Origin of the sequence: Paenibacillus provencensis (assembly GCF_042678545.1) — a bacterium.
GTDB lineage: Bacteria > Bacillota > Bacilli > Paenibacillales > Paenibacillaceae > Paenibacillus > Paenibacillus provencensis.
This window is the reverse complement of record NZ_JBHTKX010000005.1, coordinates 1-18,797: the sequence shown is the minus strand read 5'-3', so window position 1 is coordinate 18,797 and position 18,797 is coordinate 1. Positions and strand designations below refer to the sequence as shown.

Below are 18,797 nucleotides of genomic sequence, written 5' to 3'. Positions count from 1 at the left end.
CATCTTAGGTATAAGAAAATCATTCTATAGATGAATCAATTTCGTAACTCATTAAAAAGGTGTGAAATTGATTCGGATTCTTCATTATTATAAATGCTGTCAACTAATTCATCCTAAGTAGTATAGCACAATGAATGGAAAACTTGAATTTATACGCTCGTCTCAGGGTACAGTATACATGCAGGAAAAGACTACAGTTGGAGGGACAAACACATGTCTATCGTACTGGATTTACGCCAAGCGATTGTTCACAAGGTACATGGCAAGCCGGACAAGGATATCAGAGAGATGATTGAGGGATCGGTTGATGGACCTGAAGCAGCTCTGCCGGGTCTCGGAACCCTGTTTGAAATGATATGGAAGGATTTGCCGAAAGGGAAGCAGGATGAACTGATTCAGGTACTGCAAGAACATCTGAAGACAGTCAAGCCAGTTCCTTTAACCTAGGAACGATCTATCCATAGCCTTGGAACTGCAAAAAAAATCCCCCGTCCTTTTCCGGACGGAGGGATTTCTTTGGTATATGATGCTAATTCCTTTATTTCGTACCAGCCTTACGGTGCAGTCTCCAGGAATTTAGCAGTCGGGTTCTTCTCAATTGCTGTTCTCATCGCATATTCATTTTCAAAGAGGACAACGTAATTGTCCTTTTTATCTTTAACAAGGGTCGAGTTAATCCGGAATTTGCTTGGATCGATCTTGTCGTCAACAATCCAGCGGGCAAATTGATAGGGCATGCGCTGCAGCTGTACTTCAACACCGTACTCTGCTTTCATGCGATGCTCGAACACTTCAAATTGAAGCTGTCCGACGACTCCAAGAATCGTCTCGTCAAAGCTCGCTGTACGGAATACTTGAATCGTCCCTTCCTCTGTCAGCTGATCAATGCCTTTCTGATACTGCTTATGCTTCAAGGCGTTCTTGGCTGTTACCTTCGAGAAAATCTCTGGTGAGAATGTCGGAAGCTCGTCAAAGACGACTTCACCGCCTTGGCTTAAGGAATCTCCAATTCGGAAAATCCCCGGATCAAATAGACCAATAATATCGCCTGGATAGGCCTCTTGTACGATGTCACGATCCTGAGCCAGAAACTGCTGCGGCTGAGAGAGCTTAATCTCCTTACCTACCCGAACATGCTTAACACTCATGCCTCGTTCAAATTTACCCGAAACAATTCTCAGGAATGCAACACGGTCACGGTGTGCCGGATTCATATTCGCCTGAATCTTGAAGACATATCCGCTGAATTTCTCATTCGTCGGTTCAACCACGCCTTCCGTACTTTTGCGCGATTCTGGCTTCGGCGCCAGCTCCAGGAAGTTCTCAAGGAAGGTTTGAACACCAAAGTTATTGACCGCACTGCCGAAAAATACAGGTGTAAGCTCTCCCTTCAGCACCTTCTCCAGATCAAACGGATCACCCGCTACATCCAGAAGCTCAAGCTCCTGCTTTAATTGATCATGCAAAAATTCACCGGCCATCTCACGAATCACCGGATCCTCATAGCTATCCACTTTTTGCACCTTAATCTTGGAGTGATCGTCGCCTTGGAACAGCTCTACCTGATTTTTCATCCGGTCATATACACCACAGAGATCCCGGCCCATACCAATTGGCCAGTTCATCGGTACCGAACGAATACCAAGAACACGCTCCAGCTCCTCCATCAAGTCAAATGGGCTTTGCCCTTCACGGTCCAGCTTGTTGATAAATGTAAAAATCGGTATTCCACGCTTCGCACATACCTGGAACAATTTAATCGTCTGTGCTTCGACACCCTTCGCCACGTCAATCAGCATGACCGCACTATCTGCTGCAGTAAGTGTACGATAAGTATCCTCACTGAAGTCCTGGTGACCCGGTGTATCTAGAATATTGATACGATGATCCAAATAATCAAACTGCATTACAGAGGATGTTACAGAAATCCCCCGCTGCTTCTCAATCTCCATCCAGTCACTTGTCGCATGCTTGCTTGCCTTCCGAGCCTTTACTGTACCTGCAAGGCGAATTGCACCTCCAAATAACAGCAGTTTCTCAGTAAGCGTCGTCTTCCCGGCATCCGGGTGAGAGATGATCGCAAACGTCCTGCGTTTGTCGACCTCCTCCTGCAAAATATTCGTGGTTTTGCTCATATTCATTAATCCCTCTCATACTCATGTATTCATCAAACTTTATATTTTAAAATATATAGTATTCCTATAATTCACTCAAAACAGATTATATTTCGAACAGCACATTGTGAACCATCCCGCTATTGAAACCTGTATTACCATTTGCTGCAATGGACTCACAAGGGTGTCACCTACTCTCTGTCGTTATCTTACCATAGAGCCTATTCGTCTAAATGGCTCAACTCTCCTATTGTACCACATTTGTTATTTATTTTTACCTGTATATTTTACATCACCTAAAAAAGCAGAGTCCCCGGGATTATTGAGAGGTCTCTGCTTTGTATCATTAATGTCACTATTCCATTCGTTTATTTATCCTTATTTGTTCTTAATCCAGATGACGTTGTCTTCATCCTGTCCGTTGACCGGCCACCAGTGATGCCCGTCTTGCTCCAGCAGGTTATGCGCTGCAGACGGCCCCCAGCTGCCTGCAGGATAATATGCCAGACTCTCCGGCTGTTCTTGCCATACGGCTGCAATACGATCTACGAAGGACCATGCCGTTGCAACTTCATCCCATCTTGTAAAATAGGTTGAGTCTCCTTCTGCCGCATCATGAATTAGCCGTTCATAAGCTTCCGGGGAGTTAATTCCAATCATACAGCTCTGGCAAAAATCCATCGCCAGCGGCTCAATCTCAGAATCTGTGCCTGGCTTCTTGGCATTGATCTTGATGTAAATACCCTCCATAGGATTTACACGAATGACCAGAAGGTTAGGCTCAAGCTTATATTTTTGGCCAAGATACACATTATTCGGCATGGATTTGAACTCCACAACCACTTCTGTCGTCTTCACGGGCAGTCGCTTACCTGTACGAATATAGAAGGGCACACCTGCCCACCGGAAGTTATCCACAAATACTCTCGCTGCAAAATACGTTTCTGTATTGGAATCGGGATCTACTTTATCCTCCTGGCGATAACCGGGCAGATGTATACCCTTCACATCACCTTCTGTATATTGGCCGCGAACGACATTGGCGCTCACATCCTCACTTGAAGCGAACGCCCGTAAGGAGCGAAGCACCTTCACCTTCTCATCCCGGATATCTTCTGGTACAAGCCGGCTTGGCGGCTCCATGGCAATCATCGTAAGCATCTGCAGCATATGGTTCTGTCCCATATCACGTAGGGCGCCGGCCTGGTCATAGTATCCTCCGCGTTCTTCAACTCCGACCGTCTCACCCAGCGTAATTTGTATATTGGAGATATGCTTGTTGTTCCATAACGGCTCAAAAAAAGCATTGCCGAAACGGATCACTTCTATGTTCTGTACCATCTCTTTGCCCAAGTAATGATCAATCCGGTAAATCTCTTCCTCACGGAACACTTCACGAATTTGCTCATTCAGCTGCTTCGCCGAGCCCAAATCATAGCCAAAAGGCTTCTCAATGACTAATCTGTGCCAGCCTGCACTTTCCAGCAGCCCGCCTTCTGTAAGATGGGAAGACACCCTTCCAAACAACTCAGGAGCCAGCGCCAAGTAAAACAGACGATTGCCGGGAGTGGAAAATTCATTTTCCACCTCCTCTGTGAAGGCATTCAGCTCACGAAACCCATCGATATGATTAATATCTAAAGTTTTATATTCAAAATGCCGTACAAATTCAGCCCACTCCTCATGCTTCCCATCGCATGGCTTATAGCGGCAAAACTCCTCTATCGAGGACAGTACATCTTCTCTGAACTGCTCACGTGTGCGCTGACTTCTTGCCAGACCGATCACTGCAAAGTGATCGGACAGCTTACCTTCCCTGTAAAGACTGTAGATCGCTGGAAACAACTTGCGCCGGGCAAGATCGCCCGTAGCTCCAAAAATGAAAAATACCGCACTCGACGCCTGCATTGTCTCGACCTTTTGATTGTTCGCCATGGCTCCTTCTTTCCCTATCGAATAGTTTTTATTTAGAATAAATACGCCGTTCCTCTGGATGCTGCTGACATTTTAGCATAGCTGAGCTTGCGAAGCTATGTCTTGAAATCCTCATCTCCTCCTATTATAGGTATCTGCTTATTCTTATAACCAGCTTCTGAAATAATTGCTCATCTATCATACAGGGCTTGGTTAAAGGTCTATACCTGTTCAACTTTATGAGAATACTTATAAGTTAGACAGAATGGAGACTCCTTCGCACCTGCTTTAAGTTCATTCTCTCTAATACTATATTTACGATTGAGGTGAATTATATGTATCCTGTACGTCCGTTATCCCCGGAAAACATAAGCCAGCATTGCGGAAAAATGGTCTGTGCTGTCATGAAAGATGGCAGACGGTTTGTAGGCAGACTGCACGGCTGTAATGAAACCCATATTTTTCTAACCGATGAACGCAAAGGCAAATATAGATCCTGCCGTGCTTACAAATCGAGTGTGCTCGAGAGCAAACAAGCCGAGCAGCCGAAGAAAAAAAAGAAGAAATTAAAGAAGCAGGCCGTAGTTAAAGCCTTCTATCCTTACGGCTATGGCTACGATTGGGCTCTTGGTCTCTCGTTCCTCGCTTTACTCTTCCTCATCTAACCCTTCTATACAAGTAATAAAAAGCCCCGGCTCTTCTATACAGAGTCTCGGGGCCTTACATTGTTACGCACCGTTTATTTGAATTTTGGGAATCGTTCATTCTTATTCAGCCAGGCCATTCTTATAAGCATAGATTGCAGCTTGCGTACGATCATCCACCCCCAGCTTTGCGAGAATGTTCGTCACATGAAACTTTACAGTTTTAATACCGATAATCAGCGTGTCCGCAATATCCTGATTCGATTTGCCTTGTGCGAGCAGTCTTAGTACATCCATCTCACGTTCGGTGAGGGCTTCATGCGCCTTGGCCTGCTCTTGCGGCTGGCGGAAGCGATTCATCATCTTGGAGGCTACCTGAGACTCAAGAACAGACTGACCACGGGCAGCAGCGCGAATCGCATCCGCAATCTCGGAAGCGCGTGAAGTTTTAAGTAAGTAGCTAAATGCTCCAGCTTCGATGACGGGATACATCTTCTCATCATCCAGATAGCTGGTAAGTACGATAACTTTGCATTCCGGCTGCATTTTTAACACCTGCTTGGTCGTTTCGATCCCATCCATTCCTTCCATAACCAGATCCATCAGTACGACATCAGGATGGTACTCCTGAGCAAGACGAATGCCTTCCTCTCCGCTCCCTGCTTCACCGACAACCTCGATCCCATCCTCTGTATCCAGTACAGCCGCCAGTCCAATCCGCACCATTTCATGGTCATCAACCAGCAGAACCTTAATGGCAACTTCCATACTTTCATCTTCCATAATACTATGCTCCCTCGCTTTCTTCCTCCATGACCGGCACCGTTATTTCGATTCGGGTTCCTTTGCCCGGAGCCGTAATCCATACGATCGAGCCGCCAATCTCATTTACACGCTCCTGCATGTTGGACAACCCATACGAAGCCTGCTTCTTGTCATCCAATTCAAAGCCTTCGCCGTCATCCCGGATAATGACCCGTATTGCTTTATCTTTGCGTTGGATTCGAATCTCGATTTTTTCCGCCTTGGAATGCCGGAGGGCGTTGGACATGGCTTCCTGAATAATACGGAATAGATGGTTTTCTATCCCTTTAACTAGCTGTATTCCTTCATCCATCTCAAACAGAATTTCCATAGGCACTTTGGACTGAAGCTCTCTCACAAGCTCCCTGAGTCCTTGCTCCAGATGCTTGCCTTCCAGATATACGGGACGCAAATGCAGCAGCAAAGCCCTCATCTCGGATTGGGCAACAGAGGCCATTTCCTCGATCAATGCCACCTGACGCTGGGCCCTGTCAAAATCCTTCTCAAGTGTACGCCCTACCGCTGTAGCTGTCATGGATATAGCGAACAGCTGCTGGGATACCGCATCATGCAGCTCTCTGGCTAAACGCTGTCTTTCCTCTACAATGGCAGACACTCTTGCTTGTTCAGCCAGCTGAGCATTATGGGTGGAGAGTCGTTGAAGCGAGCTGACCTGCTCTTCCCACTTCTTGCTGATCCGGCCCAGCTGCTCTCCAATTCTGCCGACTTCGTCATATCCAAGCTCCGGTACGGCCCTCGTTACACTCCCCTTCTCCCACTGCAGCAATGTTTCCCGCAGTCTCTCTAGCTGCACTTTGGTTCTATACATTTGGAAGAATCCATAAATCGCACCGAGTCCAATTAACAGTAATACAAGGGTGGCTCCGGCCTGAAACCAATGATCCCACTCATCAAACGGCATCAAGTATCCATAGGAGTAAAATATATAAAAGGTGATCAGACCCAGCAGCAGTGCAAGCAATATGCCCTGTCCCATACTACGCGTAACCATATTTTTTGTTTTATTGGATTGCACAGGGAGTCCTCCCTCCTGTTGAGTATTACGTTAATCGTACGTTAAGGTCGCCAATTAAATAGGAAATGACAAACTTCGCTTTATATTCACTGTTCTCATAACCCGGCGTTCGATATACAAGCCGATTCATCGCTCCACCTTTTTGATCATTTCCGAACTGCTGCTTGCCTAGTAGTATAAATGCCTCGATTTCTACACCATAATCCTCTGGGATCGATAAATCAATATCTCCCATCACTCCCTGCAAATAAACAACGGTTTCCTTCGTCTCCGGAATGGCCAGCGATAAGTCGGCATCCACTTCACCGATGACATGCCAGATCGATGTGTTCCGAAGCATCCAAGGCTCCTCATCCCAAGCAAAATTGGACATAAAATTTTGATTGATGATGTATCCCTCTCTCGGCTGGACTTTTCGCCCCTTCCAATAGAACACACCGAGTGAAATAAGGGTTACACCTACGACAAATATTAAATTGTCAAGAATGAGAATGGCAGCACCGACTCCCAGATAAGTGCGTCCTTTTTTTGCATTGCCCGATTGGAATTTAAAGTAACCATAGATTAATAAGAGAAGTGCGACAATCGTAAAGAAGCTGATAAAATCCCCAAGCAGCATCAGCAGTCCGATCCCTATCGCCAGTATTGCAAAAAACTGCTTTCTGTTACTCATCTGTCGCACCCCCTCATGTCAATTTTCAACCGAACCTTGAGCTGGTCAATCCGGCTGATTATGTAATTTGAATATCGCATTGCTGTAATTGAACCGGGTCTATTATCTTAAAAAAGGCCATACGGAACAATATCGCTCCCGTATGGCTCTATTCACCCTAGTCAAACCTACTGCTTGATTCTATCATAACTTCATGCTAACTTGAATAGCTTATTCTTTTGATGCTTCTTCAGAAGAGGCTTTACCGTTCAGCTTGCTCTTCAGTGCTTCCAACTGCTCGTTTACTTTGAATTGTTTCTCCGTTTCTACCGGATTATTCGTGTTGCTGCTTCGGTATGGAGCACGCATTACGTCTGCTTCTGCTTCAAGCTGCATAATTTTCTCTTCCATACGATGGAATCCAAGAGATGCATTGCCGCTTTCGATCGTGTGGACACTGTTGATTTGGTTCATTTGTTTTTTGGCTTTGGCCATTTGTGCACGGGATACAAGCTCATTGCGTTTGTTACGCATTTTGTAGAACTCATCCTTCATGTCATGAAGCTGCTGCACAAGCTCTTTTGCTTGAGTCTCTGCTTCCACATGGAAGTTCTTGTATTCCTCTACCTTTTGATCATAGTAGATCTTCTCTTCAAGCAGCTTGCGTGCGACTTCTTCCTGTCCGTTTACAAGTGCTGACTCAGCCTGTGATTCACGCTGTCCACCAAGACGTTCTGCTTCTTCCAAACGATGCTTCATACGGCGCTCATTCGCCATTTGTTTCGCAACAGTGACTTCTGCCTCACGAATTTCTGCTTCCATATCACGAATATATTGGTTCAGCATTACAATTGGATCTTCTACTTTGTCCAGAACTTCATTTACCGATGCTTTTGTCATATCCTTAATTCTTTTAAATACTCCCATTTTATAAATCTCCCTTCTCATACTTCGATAGTTTTTGGCGCAGCTCTTCTACTTCTTTCTTTAATGCTTTTTTCTCAATGTCTCCCATCATGGAGTCGAGATCATCCTGCTTTGGCTCAAAACCGTTTGAACTCTGATAACGATTGCTGCTGAATCGGTCTCTCTGCGGTTCTTTATAGGAGGCAAACCCGCCTTGGTTCGCATATTCGCCGCCTTTTCCATAATATCCGGCTGCACCTGGACCTGGGCCGGGGCCGTAAGGGTCATAAGGTGGTATATATTCCTTGGGTACGACAAGCGCAGCAATGAAATAGAGGAAGATCATTACGCCGCCTGTAAAAAAGATGCTGACTACGAATATTAGTCTTGCTAGTGTAGAGTCTATACCGAGTGTTTCGGATAGCCCGCCGAGCAGCCCTGTTACCATCTTATCGCGTCTTGATCGATATAATTTACTCATCTAATTACTCCTTTCCTCCGTTCTCCAGCTTCTTCTTCAGCTTCGCCATCTCTCGTTCCAACAGATCAGAGACGGAATACTGGCTGGTTTCTCTTGTCTGCTCGCCGCGGCGCAGATCCCGAAGACTTCTTGCTTCGTACTCAAGATCCGACACCCGGTCCTCGAGACGATTGAACATTCCCGGAACATGTCTTCCGCCATATTGGCCAGAACGTTCATTCATTCGCTGCTGCAGCTGTATCGTCTGCATTCTCGCATAGTAATACTGACGCTTGCTGTATACCGATTGATATTCAGTCTTGAGATTGTCAAGCTGTCCCTCAAGCTCTGTCAATGCGTCTCTGCTCTGGTCGTACAATCCAATATATTGTTTGTACTTTTCCTCGTAGAGCATTTTTTCCTGCAGTGCGAGCTTCGCCAGATGATCTTCCTCTGCTTTGAGAGCCAGCAGAGCTTGCTCTTCTCTCTTGGCAATCATTGCTGAGGCCTCATCTACCTGCTGCTTTAATTGTCTGGTATGTCTGGAATATTGCTGGTGAAGCTTCTCAACCTCACCAATCTCATTTCGTGTATCCATCAAAAATTGATCGATCAGCTTGACCGGATCTTGACTTTGTTCCAAATGTTCATTAATTGTGGCTGCGGTTATATCCCGCATTCGACGAAATACGCCCATTCTTAATCTGACCTCCCTTTCCATCTGTTCAATTGATTAGTAACGTTTGCTTTTGTGATTGCTTTTGTCTTTGAGCATGTAAATACCAAATACGATCAACCCAATTGCAATGAGGGGTCCAATTAACCATGCCAGCTTGCTGATCAGAACCAGCACACCAATGACAAGAATAATGTAACCAATTAATGTGTTGCCTCGCTTGACACCGTAGTATCCTAGAGCGATCATCGCGATTGGAACCAGATAACCCATAATTTCTCTAGTTAATGCCCCAAGGAAGGGAAGAAATCCCCCGAATAGCATCAAGGCACCCACAACGATCAGGATGATAGCTAAGCTCTTACCTTTACTGTATCTCATATGTTGTTATCACCGCCTTCTGGTTTGTATTACTTCTTTACGATTTGCTTCATGTTTTGTTTCTTGTTTTTACTTCGTGTTCCTTATGACTTTATTTTAGGAGAATTCCCTTCTTTTCAAAACGGACCGGGGACGGTTTTTTAACCTAGACTCAGGTCGGGGATAAGCCAAGACCATATATGTAAATGCATCATCGTAAGCATGAATACAATACAAAACCGCCCCTCTTGTGAAGAGGAGCGGAATTTGATAATGAAATCCTGTTCAGTTGGCTCAGCCCTTAATCGAGCCCAGCATAGCGCCTTTTGCGAAATGCTTCTGCAAGAATGGATAGACCAGCAGGATAGGTAGTGTCGCTACCACAATCACCGCCATCTTCACGGCCTGATCGGGCGGAGGAACCGAGGAATCCAGCTCTGAGCTGTAGTCCATGCCACTTGCGAGCACTACGATTTGACGCAGTAACACCTGAATCGGCCACATTTTACTTTCATTTAAGTAGAGGATGGCGCTCATATAGGTATTCCAATACGTAACCGCATAGAAGAGTGAAATGGTCGCAATAGCCGGCATGGACAACGGGAGCACGATACGGAACAGGATTCCAAAATCGTTCGAACCGTCGATCTTCGCTGATTCCTCCAAACCCTCCGGAATGTTCTGAAAGAAATTCTTAAGAATGATCATATTAAAGGCACTGATGGCGCTTGGCAAGACCAGAGCTGCATAAGTATCAATTAAACCAAGCTCCTTCACGACGAGAAACGTAGGGATCATCCCCCCGCTGAACAGCATCGTAAAGACGACCATAAACATGATGACTTTGCGGCCATCCAAATCCCGTCTCGAAAGTCCATATGCCATCAGTGATGTAATCAGCATACTGAACAACGTTCCGATAACAGTAACTCCGATTGATACGAGCATCGCTCGAAAGATGGTATTTGTTGAAAAAATAAACGTGTAGGCATCCAGACTCCAATCTGTCGGGATGAGCACAAACTTCTTGGCTGCCATTTCAGCACTCGTCGTGAATGAACCAGCGACCACATGCACAAATGGCAATACAGTAACCAGTGCAATGACGGCAAGCAGAATAAAATTTACACACGAGAACATTTTACCGCCCAGCGTTCTGTCTTCAACCATTTTCTCTCTCCTCCCGACGAGATTAGTAAACGCCCTCTTCACCCATTTTTTTGGCCAGCTTATTGGCGATCATCACAAGAACTAATCCGACAAAGGATTTAAAAAAGCCGATCGCTGTACTATAGCTGAATTGTCCTTGCTTCATCGCAGCTGTGTAGACATAAGTGTCAATAATCTCTGCAACCTCCCGATTCATGGAGTTCAGCAGGAGATATACATGCTCAAAGCCAAGCTCAAGCACATCGCCGATCTTCAGAATGAGCAGAATAATGATGACACTGCGAATGGCTGGAAGCGTGATATGCCATATTTGACGAAGCCGATTTGCTCCGTCCATTCTCGCTGCTTCATATAGCTGAGGATCGACAGAGGCAATTGCAGCGAGGTAAACGATCGTTCCCCAGCCTGCTTCACGCCAGATAACCTGAATGATATACGTTGGCCTGAACCACTCTGTGCTGAGCAGAAAATTGATTTTTTCGAAGCCAAAATATACGAGCAGCTCATTAACAATTCCGCCGTCCATCGTCAGCATGACATAGCCAATTGACACGATTATGACCCAGGACATGAAATGGGGCAGATAAACGAGTGTTTGGAATGTCTTCTTAAAGAAGGAGTTCCGCACCTCGTTCAGCATAAGGGCAAGAATAATGGGTACTGGAAAATAGAAGAGCAGATTTAACCCGAACAAGATGAGTGTGTTCGTGAGTATGTTTAGAAAATCCGGTTCGTTGAACAAACGGGCAAAGTGCTCAAACCCTACCCATTCACTGCCGAGTATCCCCTTGAACGGCTTATAGTCTTGAAATGAAATGATAAGTCCATACATCGGCAAATATTTAAATATAAGAAAATAGAGAATTCCTGGGAGCAGCATGACGTAAATCCATTTATTTTTCCAAATTCTTTTACGCAGCCTGCTCTCCTTTTTACGCGCTGTTGCAGATGGAACGGCGATTTCCTGCATAGCTCTCTTTCCTTTCTATCCGGTGTGTCCGGCGGCACTAGATCATCTGGATATAACATCATTCGGATGTTTTCTGTGTTACTTAAACGCTTATCGCTGTAGGGCTGACTCCCATTTACTGCTTGGCCGCGTACGCCTCATTGAATTCTTGGATAATTTGCTCCCCGCCTTGCTGCTTCCACTGCTCTACGGCAGCTTCAAATCCTGCTTGGTCTAAGGTTCCATAGATATACTTGTAAGTCGCATCCGTGATAATCGTTTGCAGCTCAACGCCTTTGTTCGTATACGTCTCAGAGTCAAGTGCAGCAGTAGGATCATGAACGGCAATTTCCTCATTCGCCACGGTCAGCTCTTCTGCATGGATTCTGCCCGGCAGATCATGATAACCCTCATACATTCCATTCGTTTCTGGTTCCCCGATGACACTGTCTTTGTACCCCTTAACTTCACGTTCTGTTTTTTCCTGATCCTCTGATGCTTTTGCCTTACCGTCCTCAACGGTATAATGTACGCCCTCCTGCCCCCAGTACATCAAATTGGTGACTTCAGGAGTCATCATCTTGTCAAAGAAAGCTAGCACCTGCTTTAGCTCTGCTTCATCCTTAATCGCGGAAGTTGGGAACAGAATGACATTGTTATATCCAGGAATAGCCCAGGTTGCCGCTTCACCAGTCGGTCCAGCAATCATGCTCTCTACATCCAGCACAGCCTCTGGCGCATTCTTGATCAGATCTTTGTGCAGGGAGTTAATATCAGACATAGCCCCCACATAAGCTCCTGCCTTGCCGCTCGTGAACAAGTTAACTTGGTCAGTTTTACTCGTGGCAGCAAAATCCTGATTGATCAGCCCTTCCTGGTGAAGCTTCTTGAAGAAATCGAGTGTTTCCATATACTCAGGGAATGTGAAATCTGGCTGGAGCTGTCCGTCCTTCTCCCCCCAGTTATTCGGAACTTTGTACCAGGAAGCCACGGTCTTGAATGCGCCATAGACCAAATCATTCCGGTCTGTCAGTCCAATCGTATTGTCCTGTCCATCTCCGTCCGGATCCTGCTCCTTAAACGCTTTCAACATATTGTAAAATTGATCAACATTGGTTGGTGCCTCAATGCCCAGCTTATCTGCCCAATCCTTACGATAGATGAGCCCCTGCCTTGCTAGTGGCCGACCGATGTATAAGGAATACAGCTTTCCATCCACCTTTGTGTTTTCGAGAATGAGCGGTTTTAGTTTATTTAAATTTTCAAACTCGCTTAAGTACGGCCCGATTTCCCAGAATTGTCCGTCACGAATCGCTTCCTTCATCTGAATGAATGTGGCTTGATTCTTTAAATAAGTTACATCCGGCAATGAACCTGTAGCAAAGGATGTATTTAATTTCTCTTCATAAGTGTCCGCCGGAAAAAATTGATACGTCAGCTTCGTATTTGTCAGCTTCTCCACTTCATTTTTAATCGTGTCAGGTGGAGTTTCCGCTGTGTTCAGAGGAAGCATGATCGTAATCTCTGCTGGTTGATTGGATGCTTCTTCCCCGCCTTGTGCCACCCCAGGATCACTAGGAGTACCCGTAGCGCTCTCTCCTTCGCCTCCGCAGGCAGATAGGACCATACTAAAAGACGTCACTAGACTAAGCATGGCGAATGTTCTTTTTTTCATATTTGTCATGACCTCCATTAAATTGATGGATAACTTGCTTACATGCTTCACATTACATTCTGAGAACAGGAGTCGAATACAATCATTTGACCATATCGCCTTATCCCCTATGACACCTAATCAAATGATTATCATGGTTATCCAGAGCTAGAGCTATGGCTCTCAAGGATCGAAAAAAACCGCCCAAATGAGATTCCTGCGAATCACCATTGGACGGTCCCTACATTTATTTTTTATTTTATTTGAAGTAAGCAGAAGTGTATTCTTGAATAATATCTTCTCCGCCCAGTTGCTTCCAACGCTCAATCTCGCGGGCGAAGCCTTCTTGATCAAGATTCCCCAAAATATAATGATAGGTTGCATCGGATATCAATGTTTCCAGCTCCACATTTTTTTCGGCATACGTATCGGACTCCAGATGGAGAGTCGGGTCCTGTACCAAGAATTTCTCATTATCCATACTTAATTCCTCTGCTAATGCGGTTAAAGCTTCCTGCTGCGCAATCGGCATCACATTAGGGTTGCCGAGATCGGCAATCATTAATGTGTATAACGGATTTACTTCGTTAACCCGCAGTATAGAGGTTTCTTCATCCAGAAGCACCTTGCCATCTTGTACAGTGTAGTGCTTGCCCTCAATACCGTAGCGCATTAAATTAGCCACATCCTCATCCATCGTTCTGTCAAAAAAGCCAAGAATCTTCCTCAGCTCCTCCTCTGTTTCAATGGCTTTCTTTGAAAATAAAAAAACGCCGTTATAATTCGGAATAGACCACACTTTATATCCCGCCGGTCCCTGAATCCGATTAGAGAGCGTAAATCTTGCGTCTGGATTCAGCACCTTGGTCTCATCATACAAACGCTGCACATCTGTCATGCTTCCAATATATACGCCGGCCTTACCCGTAATGATCATATTTCTCTGTACATCTTTGCTAGTGACAGCAAAATCCTGGTTGATCAGCTTTTCCTTAACGAGCTTCTTCATAAAATTCATCGTATCCATGTAGGCCTGCGTCTCAAACTCAGGAATCAGTGTGTTTCCTTTAACCAGCCAGTTATTTGGTGTTCCAAAATAAGAAGACAGTGTCTTGAAGGCACCATAAGTCAAATCGTTTCGATCTGCTAATCCTATCGTATCATCCATTCCATTTCCGTCCGGATCAAAAAAGGTAAACGCTCTCATAACCTCGTACAGCTGGTCCAATGTTCTTGGTGTTTCGAGTCCCAGCCGATCCAGCCAATCTTCTCGAATGATGACGCCTTGTCTTGAAGAGGGTCTCTCTGTGTACAATCCGTAAATACGTCCATCCACTGCCGTCTGCTCAAGTATACCGGAATCAAGGTATCTGAGATTGGGAAACTCTTCGATATACGGGCCGATCTCCCAGAATGTATCCGTTCGTATGGCGTTTTTGATAAACGGATAATCGATATGCTTCACAAAGGTCACTTTTTTCATTGAATTGGTCGTGAGTGCCGTATTAAGCTTATCTGTGTATATACCGTCTGTGACCCAATTGATCTCCAGCTCAGTATGTGTTAGCTGCTCAATTCGATCCATGATTTCATCACTCGGCGGATGAGGAAAATGAAGCGGAACCATCAGCGATACGGGAAGCTTCTCCTTCACTGGTATTCGAAGTTCAGCATTAAGGGGTCCATTGCTGCAGGCACTAACGATCATAATGGATAATAGACCTGTTCCGGCCGCAATTATGCGTAGCCCCCATGCTTTTCGCTTAAAAAGAATCATCATAACAGCTCATCCCCCTTGCCGATTTTTCCATTAATAGGCATAATCAAATAAAGAAGCCTCAATTACTAATCGAGACAGGTGATGTCCATGCGCTGGAACGCTTTGAGCTTTTTAAGCAAAATAACCATCTTCGTACTCCTGTTGAGCACGATTCCTGTCATTTTCATTGGTGTATTCGCTTACGTTACCTCTACACAGGAAATACAGCGGAACGTCAACAACAGTAAGATGCAGCTTATTTTGCAAATTAATTCCAATTTAGAACAAAAGCTCGTGACTGTCAATCACACACTTAATCAAGTAGTAAGCTCTAGTGTACTTAAAAATTCTCTTCATAGCCCTCTTTTTGTAACCGATTTCAAAACGTATAATGATCTCCGCACAGAAGTCCGTAACATGCAGTCGTTTGAAACCAAGCTCGATGACGTTGTACTCATCAATTTCGACCAAAACTGGATGATCAAAAATTCAGGTCTCTACCGGTTCGATGATTACCCCCTAGCCAATGAGATTCAAGACCTCAAAAATATGAAAGATAACTCGATGTGGACTCTTACGCCGACGAAGTGGTTCTACAGCGAAGAGAATGCGGACGGTGCCAACTGCAAGTACAATATCAGCTTAGTCAAAAAACTCCCGGCCACCGGAATGGAGAAATCCGGACTTGCGATCGCTAATATCCCCTCCTGTGAGCTTAAGGACTTTATTCAAAAGGACGGCGAATCGACCGAGGACATTATTATTCTGGATTCCAATGAACGTATCTTATTTCATTATGATCAGAACCTGATCGGCAAGCCCCTATCTGAAAGTCGACTCTTAGCTGAAGGCAGGCTTGATCAACCGTCAGGGCAGTTCACAACCGAACTGTCGGGCCAGGATTATGCCGTTTCTTATTACCGCTCTGAACTGAATGACTGGACCTATTTGTCTGCAACCTCCATCCAGAGCCTAACTCAAAAATCTTCACAAATTGGAACGTACACACTTCTGATGTGTCTGGCTCTGCTGCTTATTTCCGTCGGTATGGCCTTTCATGGATCAAGACGCATTTATTCACCCATCCGGAGATTGCTGAATGAACTTGGGCTTAGACCTGAACGTAACGAATTTGAGCATATCGGGGCTGAGGTCTCTGACTTGTTTCAGTCGAAGTCCCGGCTTGAGAAGGAGCTGCATCAGCATATCCAGCAGGTTAGAGCCTTCTATTTAACAAAAGTATTCACAGGCCAGTTCAAATCAAATGAGCTTCTTCATAAGCTTGAGCAATATGGTTATGGTAAACAACTCAACGAATGGCGCACGATGGCTGTCTTAACCATTCAGATTGATTTTACAGAACAAACACGTTATGAGAAGAAGGATCTAGAGCTGCTTTTGTTTGCCGTGCAAAATATGCTGGAGGAGCTTGTCTCACAGAAGGACCGTCTCACCCCGGTGATCATAGACAACACCATCGTCATACTTGTCGGTGGTGAAGAAACGAATGATACCGTATTTAATGCTTATCTCTATTCTTTAACGGAAGATGTTCAATATCATATTGATGAGGTGCTTGACCTAGCAGTGAGCATTGGAATTAGTCTTCCTGTGGAATCTTTTCACGGCGTTTCTATGGCTTATCGGGAGGGACTGGAGGCACTCAGACATCGTATTAAGCTTGGCAAAGGCATCGTCATCCAGTATCAGGATTTAAATGATGGTAAGCACTATGTTAATCTGTCTTATCCGGCACAGCTGGAGAATGAGCTGGTAGAGGCCATCAAGCTGGCAGATGAGCGAAAGGCTCGAGATATATTTGAGCAGCTGCTTGACAGTATCTTCGATCTTGAGCTGCTCCCCCATGAGTATCAAATACCGATTACTCGGCTGCTTAATAATCTTCTGCTGATCATGCAGGAGTCTGGAATTAGTGTTCATCAAATCTATCATGAGAAACGCTCCGTCTTTGAAGATATTCTGAAGCTGGACACCGTTGATGAGATCCGTAATTGGTTCTGGTTCCAGCTGATCCATCCAGTTGTGGGTGTATTTCGCAACCGCCAGGATACACAGTATCATCATATTTCCGAGAAGATCATCGACCTTGTACAGAATTATTATGATACCGATCTTACGCTCGAGGAATGTGCTCATCGTCTTCACTACAATGCCAATTATCTTAGCAGCGTTTTTCGTAAAGAGACCGGCTGTTCTTTTAGCGAATACCTGACAATTTATCGATTTAATATGGCAAAAAAGTGGCTTACAACGTCGAATATATCCATTAAGGACATCGCCACCAAACTGAGGTACAACAATTCACAAAACTTCATCCGCTCTTTCCGAAAAATTGAGGGCGTCACACCTGGAAAATACCGAGAAGACAGGAAAGCAATCTAAGAATAGGCGAAATCACCTCCTATTCTGTCACTATTTAAAATCACAATATCCGGATATCCTGAAGGTTTAACTTGATTTATAGTCACTTATTTGTAGACGGAACTCCTTACATATAGAAAGGATGATTGCAGCACAAAAAAGCGAAGAGCATTACTGTAATAGTAATACTCCTCGCTTATGTATGCCGGTGAAGGGACTCGAACCCCCACGGTTTCCCTCACGATTTTGAGTCGCGCGCGTCTGCCAATTCCGCCACACCGGCTTATTTAATTAAAGCGTGCCCTAAGAGATTCGAACTCCTGACCTTTTGATTCGTAGTCAAACGCTCTATCCAGCTGAGCTAAGGGCACATATTGTCTAACATGCGGAAGACCAGACTTGAACTGGTACGATAGTCACCTACCGCAGGATTTTAAGTCCTGTGCGTCTGCCGATTCCGCCACTCCCGCTTAAAAAAATGGAGGCGCCACCCAGATTCGAACTGGGGATAAAGCTTTTGCAGAGCTGTGCCTTACCACTTGGCTATGGCGCCTTATTATGGAGCGGACGACGGGAATCGAACCCGCGACCCTCGCCTTGGCAAGGCGATGCTCTACCGCTGAGCCACGTCCGCGTATAAACTGGCTGGGGATATAGGATTCGAACCTATGCGTGACGGAGTCAAAGTCCGTTGCCTTACCGCTTGGCTAATCCCCAATAAATATAAATGGGGCGATCGATGGGACTTGAACCCACGAATGCCGGAGCCACAATCCGGTGCGTTAACCCCTTCGCCACGACCGCCATATAAATTATAAGGTAATTGGCAGGGGCAGCAGGAATTGAACCCACACTAACGGTTTTGGAGACCGCTGTTCTACCTTTAAACTATGCCCCTATGAAACTGGTGGAGGATGATGGATTCGAACCACCGAACCCTTACGGGAGCAGATTTACAGTCTGATGCGTTTGGCCACTTCGCTAATCCTCCATATGAAACTGTGGTGCCGGCGAGAGGACTTGAACCCCCAACCTACTGATTACAAGTCAGTTGCTCTACCAGTTGAGCTACACCGGCATAAGGTGTTGTAAATGGTGGCTCGGGACGGAATCGAACCGCCGACACGAGGATTTTCAGTCCTCTGCTCTACCGACTGAGCTACCGAGCCATATTATAACATAATAACTAAAATGGCGGAACTGACGGGATTCGAACCCGCGATCTCCTGCGTGACAGGCAGGCATGTTAGGCCTCTACACCACAGTTCCATGTAATTCAATTGCGGGGGCAGGATTTGAACCTGCGACCTTCGGGTT

General features: G+C 45.3%; 16 protein-coding genes and 12 tRNA genes. 3 read left to right on the top strand and 25 right to left on the bottom strand.

Features of this window, described 5'->3' with window-relative positions; all coding sequences use genetic code 11:
* Positions 1–213: 213 nt before the first annotated feature.
* Positions 214–447 carry a small acid-soluble spore protein SspI gene (gene sspI / locus ACFQ3J_RS21910; RefSeq protein ID WP_091161235.1) on the top strand — a complete coding sequence of 78 codons (234 nt, stop codon included), beginning with the start codon at positions 214–216 and terminating at the stop codon, positions 445–447.
* Between the two features lie 107 nt (positions 448–554).
* On the opposite strand, the gene ACFQ3J_RS21905 is transcribed toward sspI, so the two are convergent.
* Together ACFQ3J_RS21905 and zwf are read right to left on the bottom strand one after the other, a co-directional pair.
* A complete protein-coding gene (locus ACFQ3J_RS21905; protein WP_091161237.1) occupies positions 555–2,135 on the bottom strand; it encodes a peptide chain release factor 3 in 1,581 nt (526 codons plus the stop codon).
* 357 nt (positions 2,136–2,492) lie between these two features.
* On the bottom strand, positions 2,493–4,049 hold the full coding sequence (gene zwf / locus ACFQ3J_RS21900) for a glucose-6-phosphate dehydrogenase (protein WP_251584100.1): 1,557 nt from the start codon (positions 4,047–4,049) through the stop codon (positions 2,493–2,495).
* Positions 4,050–4,363: 314 nt separating this feature from the next.
* Here zwf and ACFQ3J_RS21895 point away from each other — a divergent pair, with 314 nt between their 5' ends.
* Positions 4,364–4,693: a hypothetical protein gene (locus tag ACFQ3J_RS21895; protein ID WP_091161240.1), complete on the top strand. Its 330-nt coding sequence runs from the start codon at positions 4,364–4,366 to the stop codon at positions 4,691–4,693.
* A 102-nt stretch (positions 4,694–4,795) separates the two neighbouring features.
* Here the strand turns inward: ACFQ3J_RS21895 and ACFQ3J_RS21890 are convergent, their stop codons facing one another.
* The 11 genes from ACFQ3J_RS21890 to ACFQ3J_RS21840 all read right to left on the bottom strand — a co-directional run bounded on the left by ACFQ3J_RS21890 (position 4,796) and on the right by ACFQ3J_RS21840 (position 15,119).
* The gene (locus ACFQ3J_RS21890) at positions 4,796–5,440 is read right to left on the bottom strand and encodes a response regulator (protein ID WP_251584176.1); all 645 of its coding nucleotides are present in this window, start codon (positions 5,438–5,440) and stop codon (positions 4,796–4,798) included.
* 19 nt (positions 5,441–5,459) lie between these two features.
* A complete protein-coding gene (locus tag ACFQ3J_RS21885; RefSeq protein ID WP_091161242.1) occupies positions 5,460–6,512 on the bottom strand; it encodes a sensor histidine kinase in 1,053 nt (350 codons plus the stop codon).
* Positions 6,513–6,537: 25 nt separating this feature from the next.
* Positions 6,538–7,185, bottom strand: a complete 648-nt coding sequence (liaF, locus tag ACFQ3J_RS21880; RefSeq protein ID WP_251584099.1) for a cell wall-active antibiotics response protein LiaF — start codon at positions 7,183–7,185, stop codon at positions 6,538–6,540.
* A gap of 210 nt (positions 7,186–7,395) precedes the next feature.
* Positions 7,396–8,091 carry a PspA/IM30 family protein gene (locus ACFQ3J_RS21875; RefSeq protein WP_251584098.1) on the bottom strand — a complete coding sequence of 232 codons (696 nt, stop codon included), beginning with the start codon at positions 8,089–8,091 and terminating at the stop codon, positions 7,396–7,398.
* Between the two features lies 1 nt (position 8,092).
* A complete protein-coding gene (locus tag ACFQ3J_RS21870) occupies positions 8,093–8,551 on the bottom strand; it encodes a PspC domain-containing protein (protein ID WP_251584097.1) in 459 nt (152 codons plus the stop codon).
* Between the two features lie 4 nt (positions 8,552–8,555).
* The gene (locus tag ACFQ3J_RS21865) at positions 8,556–9,227 is read right to left on the bottom strand and encodes a PspA/IM30 family protein (protein WP_251584096.1); all 672 of its coding nucleotides are present in this window, start codon (positions 9,225–9,227) and stop codon (positions 8,556–8,558) included.
* Positions 9,228–9,263: 36 nt separating this feature from the next.
* Entirely contained in the window at positions 9,264–9,587 is a 324-nt protein-coding gene (locus ACFQ3J_RS21860) for a hypothetical protein (RefSeq protein WP_251584095.1), read from the bottom strand.
* A gap of 273 nt (positions 9,588–9,860) precedes the next feature.
* Positions 9,861–10,736: a carbohydrate ABC transporter permease gene (locus ACFQ3J_RS21855; protein WP_251584094.1), complete on the bottom strand. Its 876-nt coding sequence runs from the start codon at positions 10,734–10,736 to the stop codon at positions 9,861–9,863.
* A 22-nt stretch (positions 10,737–10,758) separates the two neighbouring features.
* Entirely contained in the window at positions 10,759–11,706 is a 948-nt protein-coding gene (locus ACFQ3J_RS21850; RefSeq protein ID WP_251584093.1) for an ABC transporter permease, read from the bottom strand.
* A gap of 115 nt (positions 11,707–11,821) precedes the next feature.
* Positions 11,822–13,360 (bottom strand): extracellular solute-binding protein, encoded by a 1,539-nt coding sequence (locus ACFQ3J_RS21845; protein WP_251584092.1) that lies wholly within the window; start codon positions 13,358–13,360, stop codon positions 11,822–11,824.
* A gap of 238 nt (positions 13,361–13,598) precedes the next feature.
* Positions 13,599–15,119 carry an extracellular solute-binding protein gene (locus ACFQ3J_RS21840; RefSeq protein WP_251584090.1) on the bottom strand — a complete coding sequence of 507 codons (1,521 nt, stop codon included), beginning with the start codon at positions 15,117–15,119 and terminating at the stop codon, positions 13,599–13,601.
* Between the two features lie 396 nt (positions 15,120–15,515).
* Between ACFQ3J_RS21840 and ACFQ3J_RS21835 the strand changes: the two genes are divergently transcribed.
* Entirely contained in the window at positions 15,516–17,501 is a 1,986-nt protein-coding gene (locus ACFQ3J_RS21835) for a helix-turn-helix domain-containing protein (protein WP_251584088.1), read from the top strand.
* A gap of 182 nt (positions 17,502–17,683) precedes the next feature.
* On the opposite strand, the gene ACFQ3J_RS21830 is transcribed toward ACFQ3J_RS21835, so the two are convergent.
* From ACFQ3J_RS21830 to ACFQ3J_RS21775, 12 genes are all read right to left on the bottom strand, one after another.
* Positions 17,684–17,763, bottom strand: a tRNA-Leu gene (locus ACFQ3J_RS21830).
* 14 nt (positions 17,764–17,777) lie between these two features.
* A tRNA-Arg gene (locus ACFQ3J_RS21825) sits at positions 17,778–17,851 on the bottom strand.
* Between the two features lie 13 nt (positions 17,852–17,864).
* Positions 17,865–17,950, bottom strand: a tRNA-Leu gene (locus ACFQ3J_RS21820).
* A gap of 9 nt (positions 17,951–17,959) precedes the next feature.
* Positions 17,960–18,033, bottom strand: a tRNA-Cys gene (locus ACFQ3J_RS21815).
* 6 nt (positions 18,034–18,039) lie between these two features.
* Positions 18,040–18,114 (bottom strand) — tRNA-Gly (locus ACFQ3J_RS21810).
* A gap of 8 nt (positions 18,115–18,122) precedes the next feature.
* A tRNA-Gln gene (locus ACFQ3J_RS21805) sits at positions 18,123–18,197 on the bottom strand.
* Between the two features lie 11 nt (positions 18,198–18,208).
* A tRNA-His gene (locus ACFQ3J_RS21800) sits at positions 18,209–18,284 on the bottom strand.
* 20 nt (positions 18,285–18,304) lie between these two features.
* Positions 18,305–18,378 (bottom strand) — tRNA-Trp (locus ACFQ3J_RS21795).
* 7 nt (positions 18,379–18,385) lie between these two features.
* Positions 18,386–18,471, bottom strand: a tRNA-Tyr gene (locus tag ACFQ3J_RS21790).
* An 11-nt stretch (positions 18,472–18,482) separates the two neighbouring features.
* Positions 18,483–18,558 (bottom strand) — tRNA-Thr (locus tag ACFQ3J_RS21785).
* Between the two features lie 15 nt (positions 18,559–18,573).
* Positions 18,574–18,649 (bottom strand) — tRNA-Phe (locus tag ACFQ3J_RS21780).
* Between the two features lie 23 nt (positions 18,650–18,672).
* Positions 18,673–18,749, bottom strand: a tRNA-Asp gene (locus ACFQ3J_RS21775).
* Between the last annotated feature and the right edge of the window lie 48 nt (positions 18,750–18,797).

Excerpts from the sequence above, each read along its gene's own strand:
- ACFQ3J_RS21875 (WP_251584098.1), bottom strand. The coding sequence starts at position 8,091 with ATGGGAGTATTTAAAAGAATTAAGGATATGACAAAAGCATCGGTAAAT.
- ACFQ3J_RS21845 (WP_251584092.1), bottom strand. The coding sequence starts at position 13,360 with ATGAAAAAAAGAACATTCGCCATGCTTAGTCTAGTGACGTCTTTTAGT.
- ACFQ3J_RS21895 (WP_091161240.1), top strand. The coding sequence starts at position 4,364 with ATGTATCCTGTACGTCCGTTATCCCCGGAAAACATAAGCCAGCATTGC.
- ACFQ3J_RS21905 (WP_091161237.1), bottom strand. The coding sequence starts at position 2,135 with ATGAGCAAAACCACGAATATTTTGCAGGAGGAGGTCGACAAACGCAGG.
- ACFQ3J_RS21855 (WP_251584094.1), bottom strand. The coding sequence starts at position 10,736 with ATGGTTGAAGACAGAACGCTGGGCGGTAAAATGTTCTCGTGTGTAAAT.
- ACFQ3J_RS21860 (WP_251584095.1), bottom strand. The coding sequence starts at position 9,587 with ATGAGATACAGTAAAGGTAAGAGCTTAGCTATCATCCTGATCGTTGTG.
- ACFQ3J_RS21835 (WP_251584088.1), top strand. The coding sequence starts at position 15,516 with ATGCAGTCGTTTGAAACCAAGCTCGATGACGTTGTACTCATCAATTTC.
- zwf (WP_251584100.1), bottom strand. The coding sequence starts at position 4,049 with ATGGCGAACAATCAAAAGGTCGAGACAATGCAGGCGTCGAGTGCGGTA.
- ACFQ3J_RS21890 (WP_251584176.1), bottom strand. The coding sequence starts at position 5,440 with ATGGAAGTTGCCATTAAGGTTCTGCTGGTTGATGACCATGAAATGGTG.
- sspI (WP_091161235.1), top strand. The coding sequence starts at position 214 with ATGTCTATCGTACTGGATTTACGCCAAGCGATTGTTCACAAGGTACAT.
- ACFQ3J_RS21865 (WP_251584096.1), bottom strand. The coding sequence starts at position 9,227 with ATGGGCGTATTTCGTCGAATGCGGGATATAACCGCAGCCACAATTAAT.
- ACFQ3J_RS21840 (WP_251584090.1), bottom strand. The coding sequence starts at position 15,119 with ATGATGATTCTTTTTAAGCGAAAAGCATGGGGGCTACGCATAATTGCG.
- ACFQ3J_RS21850 (WP_251584093.1), bottom strand. The coding sequence starts at position 11,706 with ATGCAGGAAATCGCCGTTCCATCTGCAACAGCGCGTAAAAAGGAGAGC.
- ACFQ3J_RS21870 (WP_251584097.1), bottom strand. The coding sequence starts at position 8,551 with ATGAGTAAATTATATCGATCAAGACGCGATAAGATGGTAACAGGGCTG.
- liaF (WP_251584099.1), bottom strand. The coding sequence starts at position 7,185 with ATGAGTAACAGAAAGCAGTTTTTTGCAATACTGGCGATAGGGATCGGA.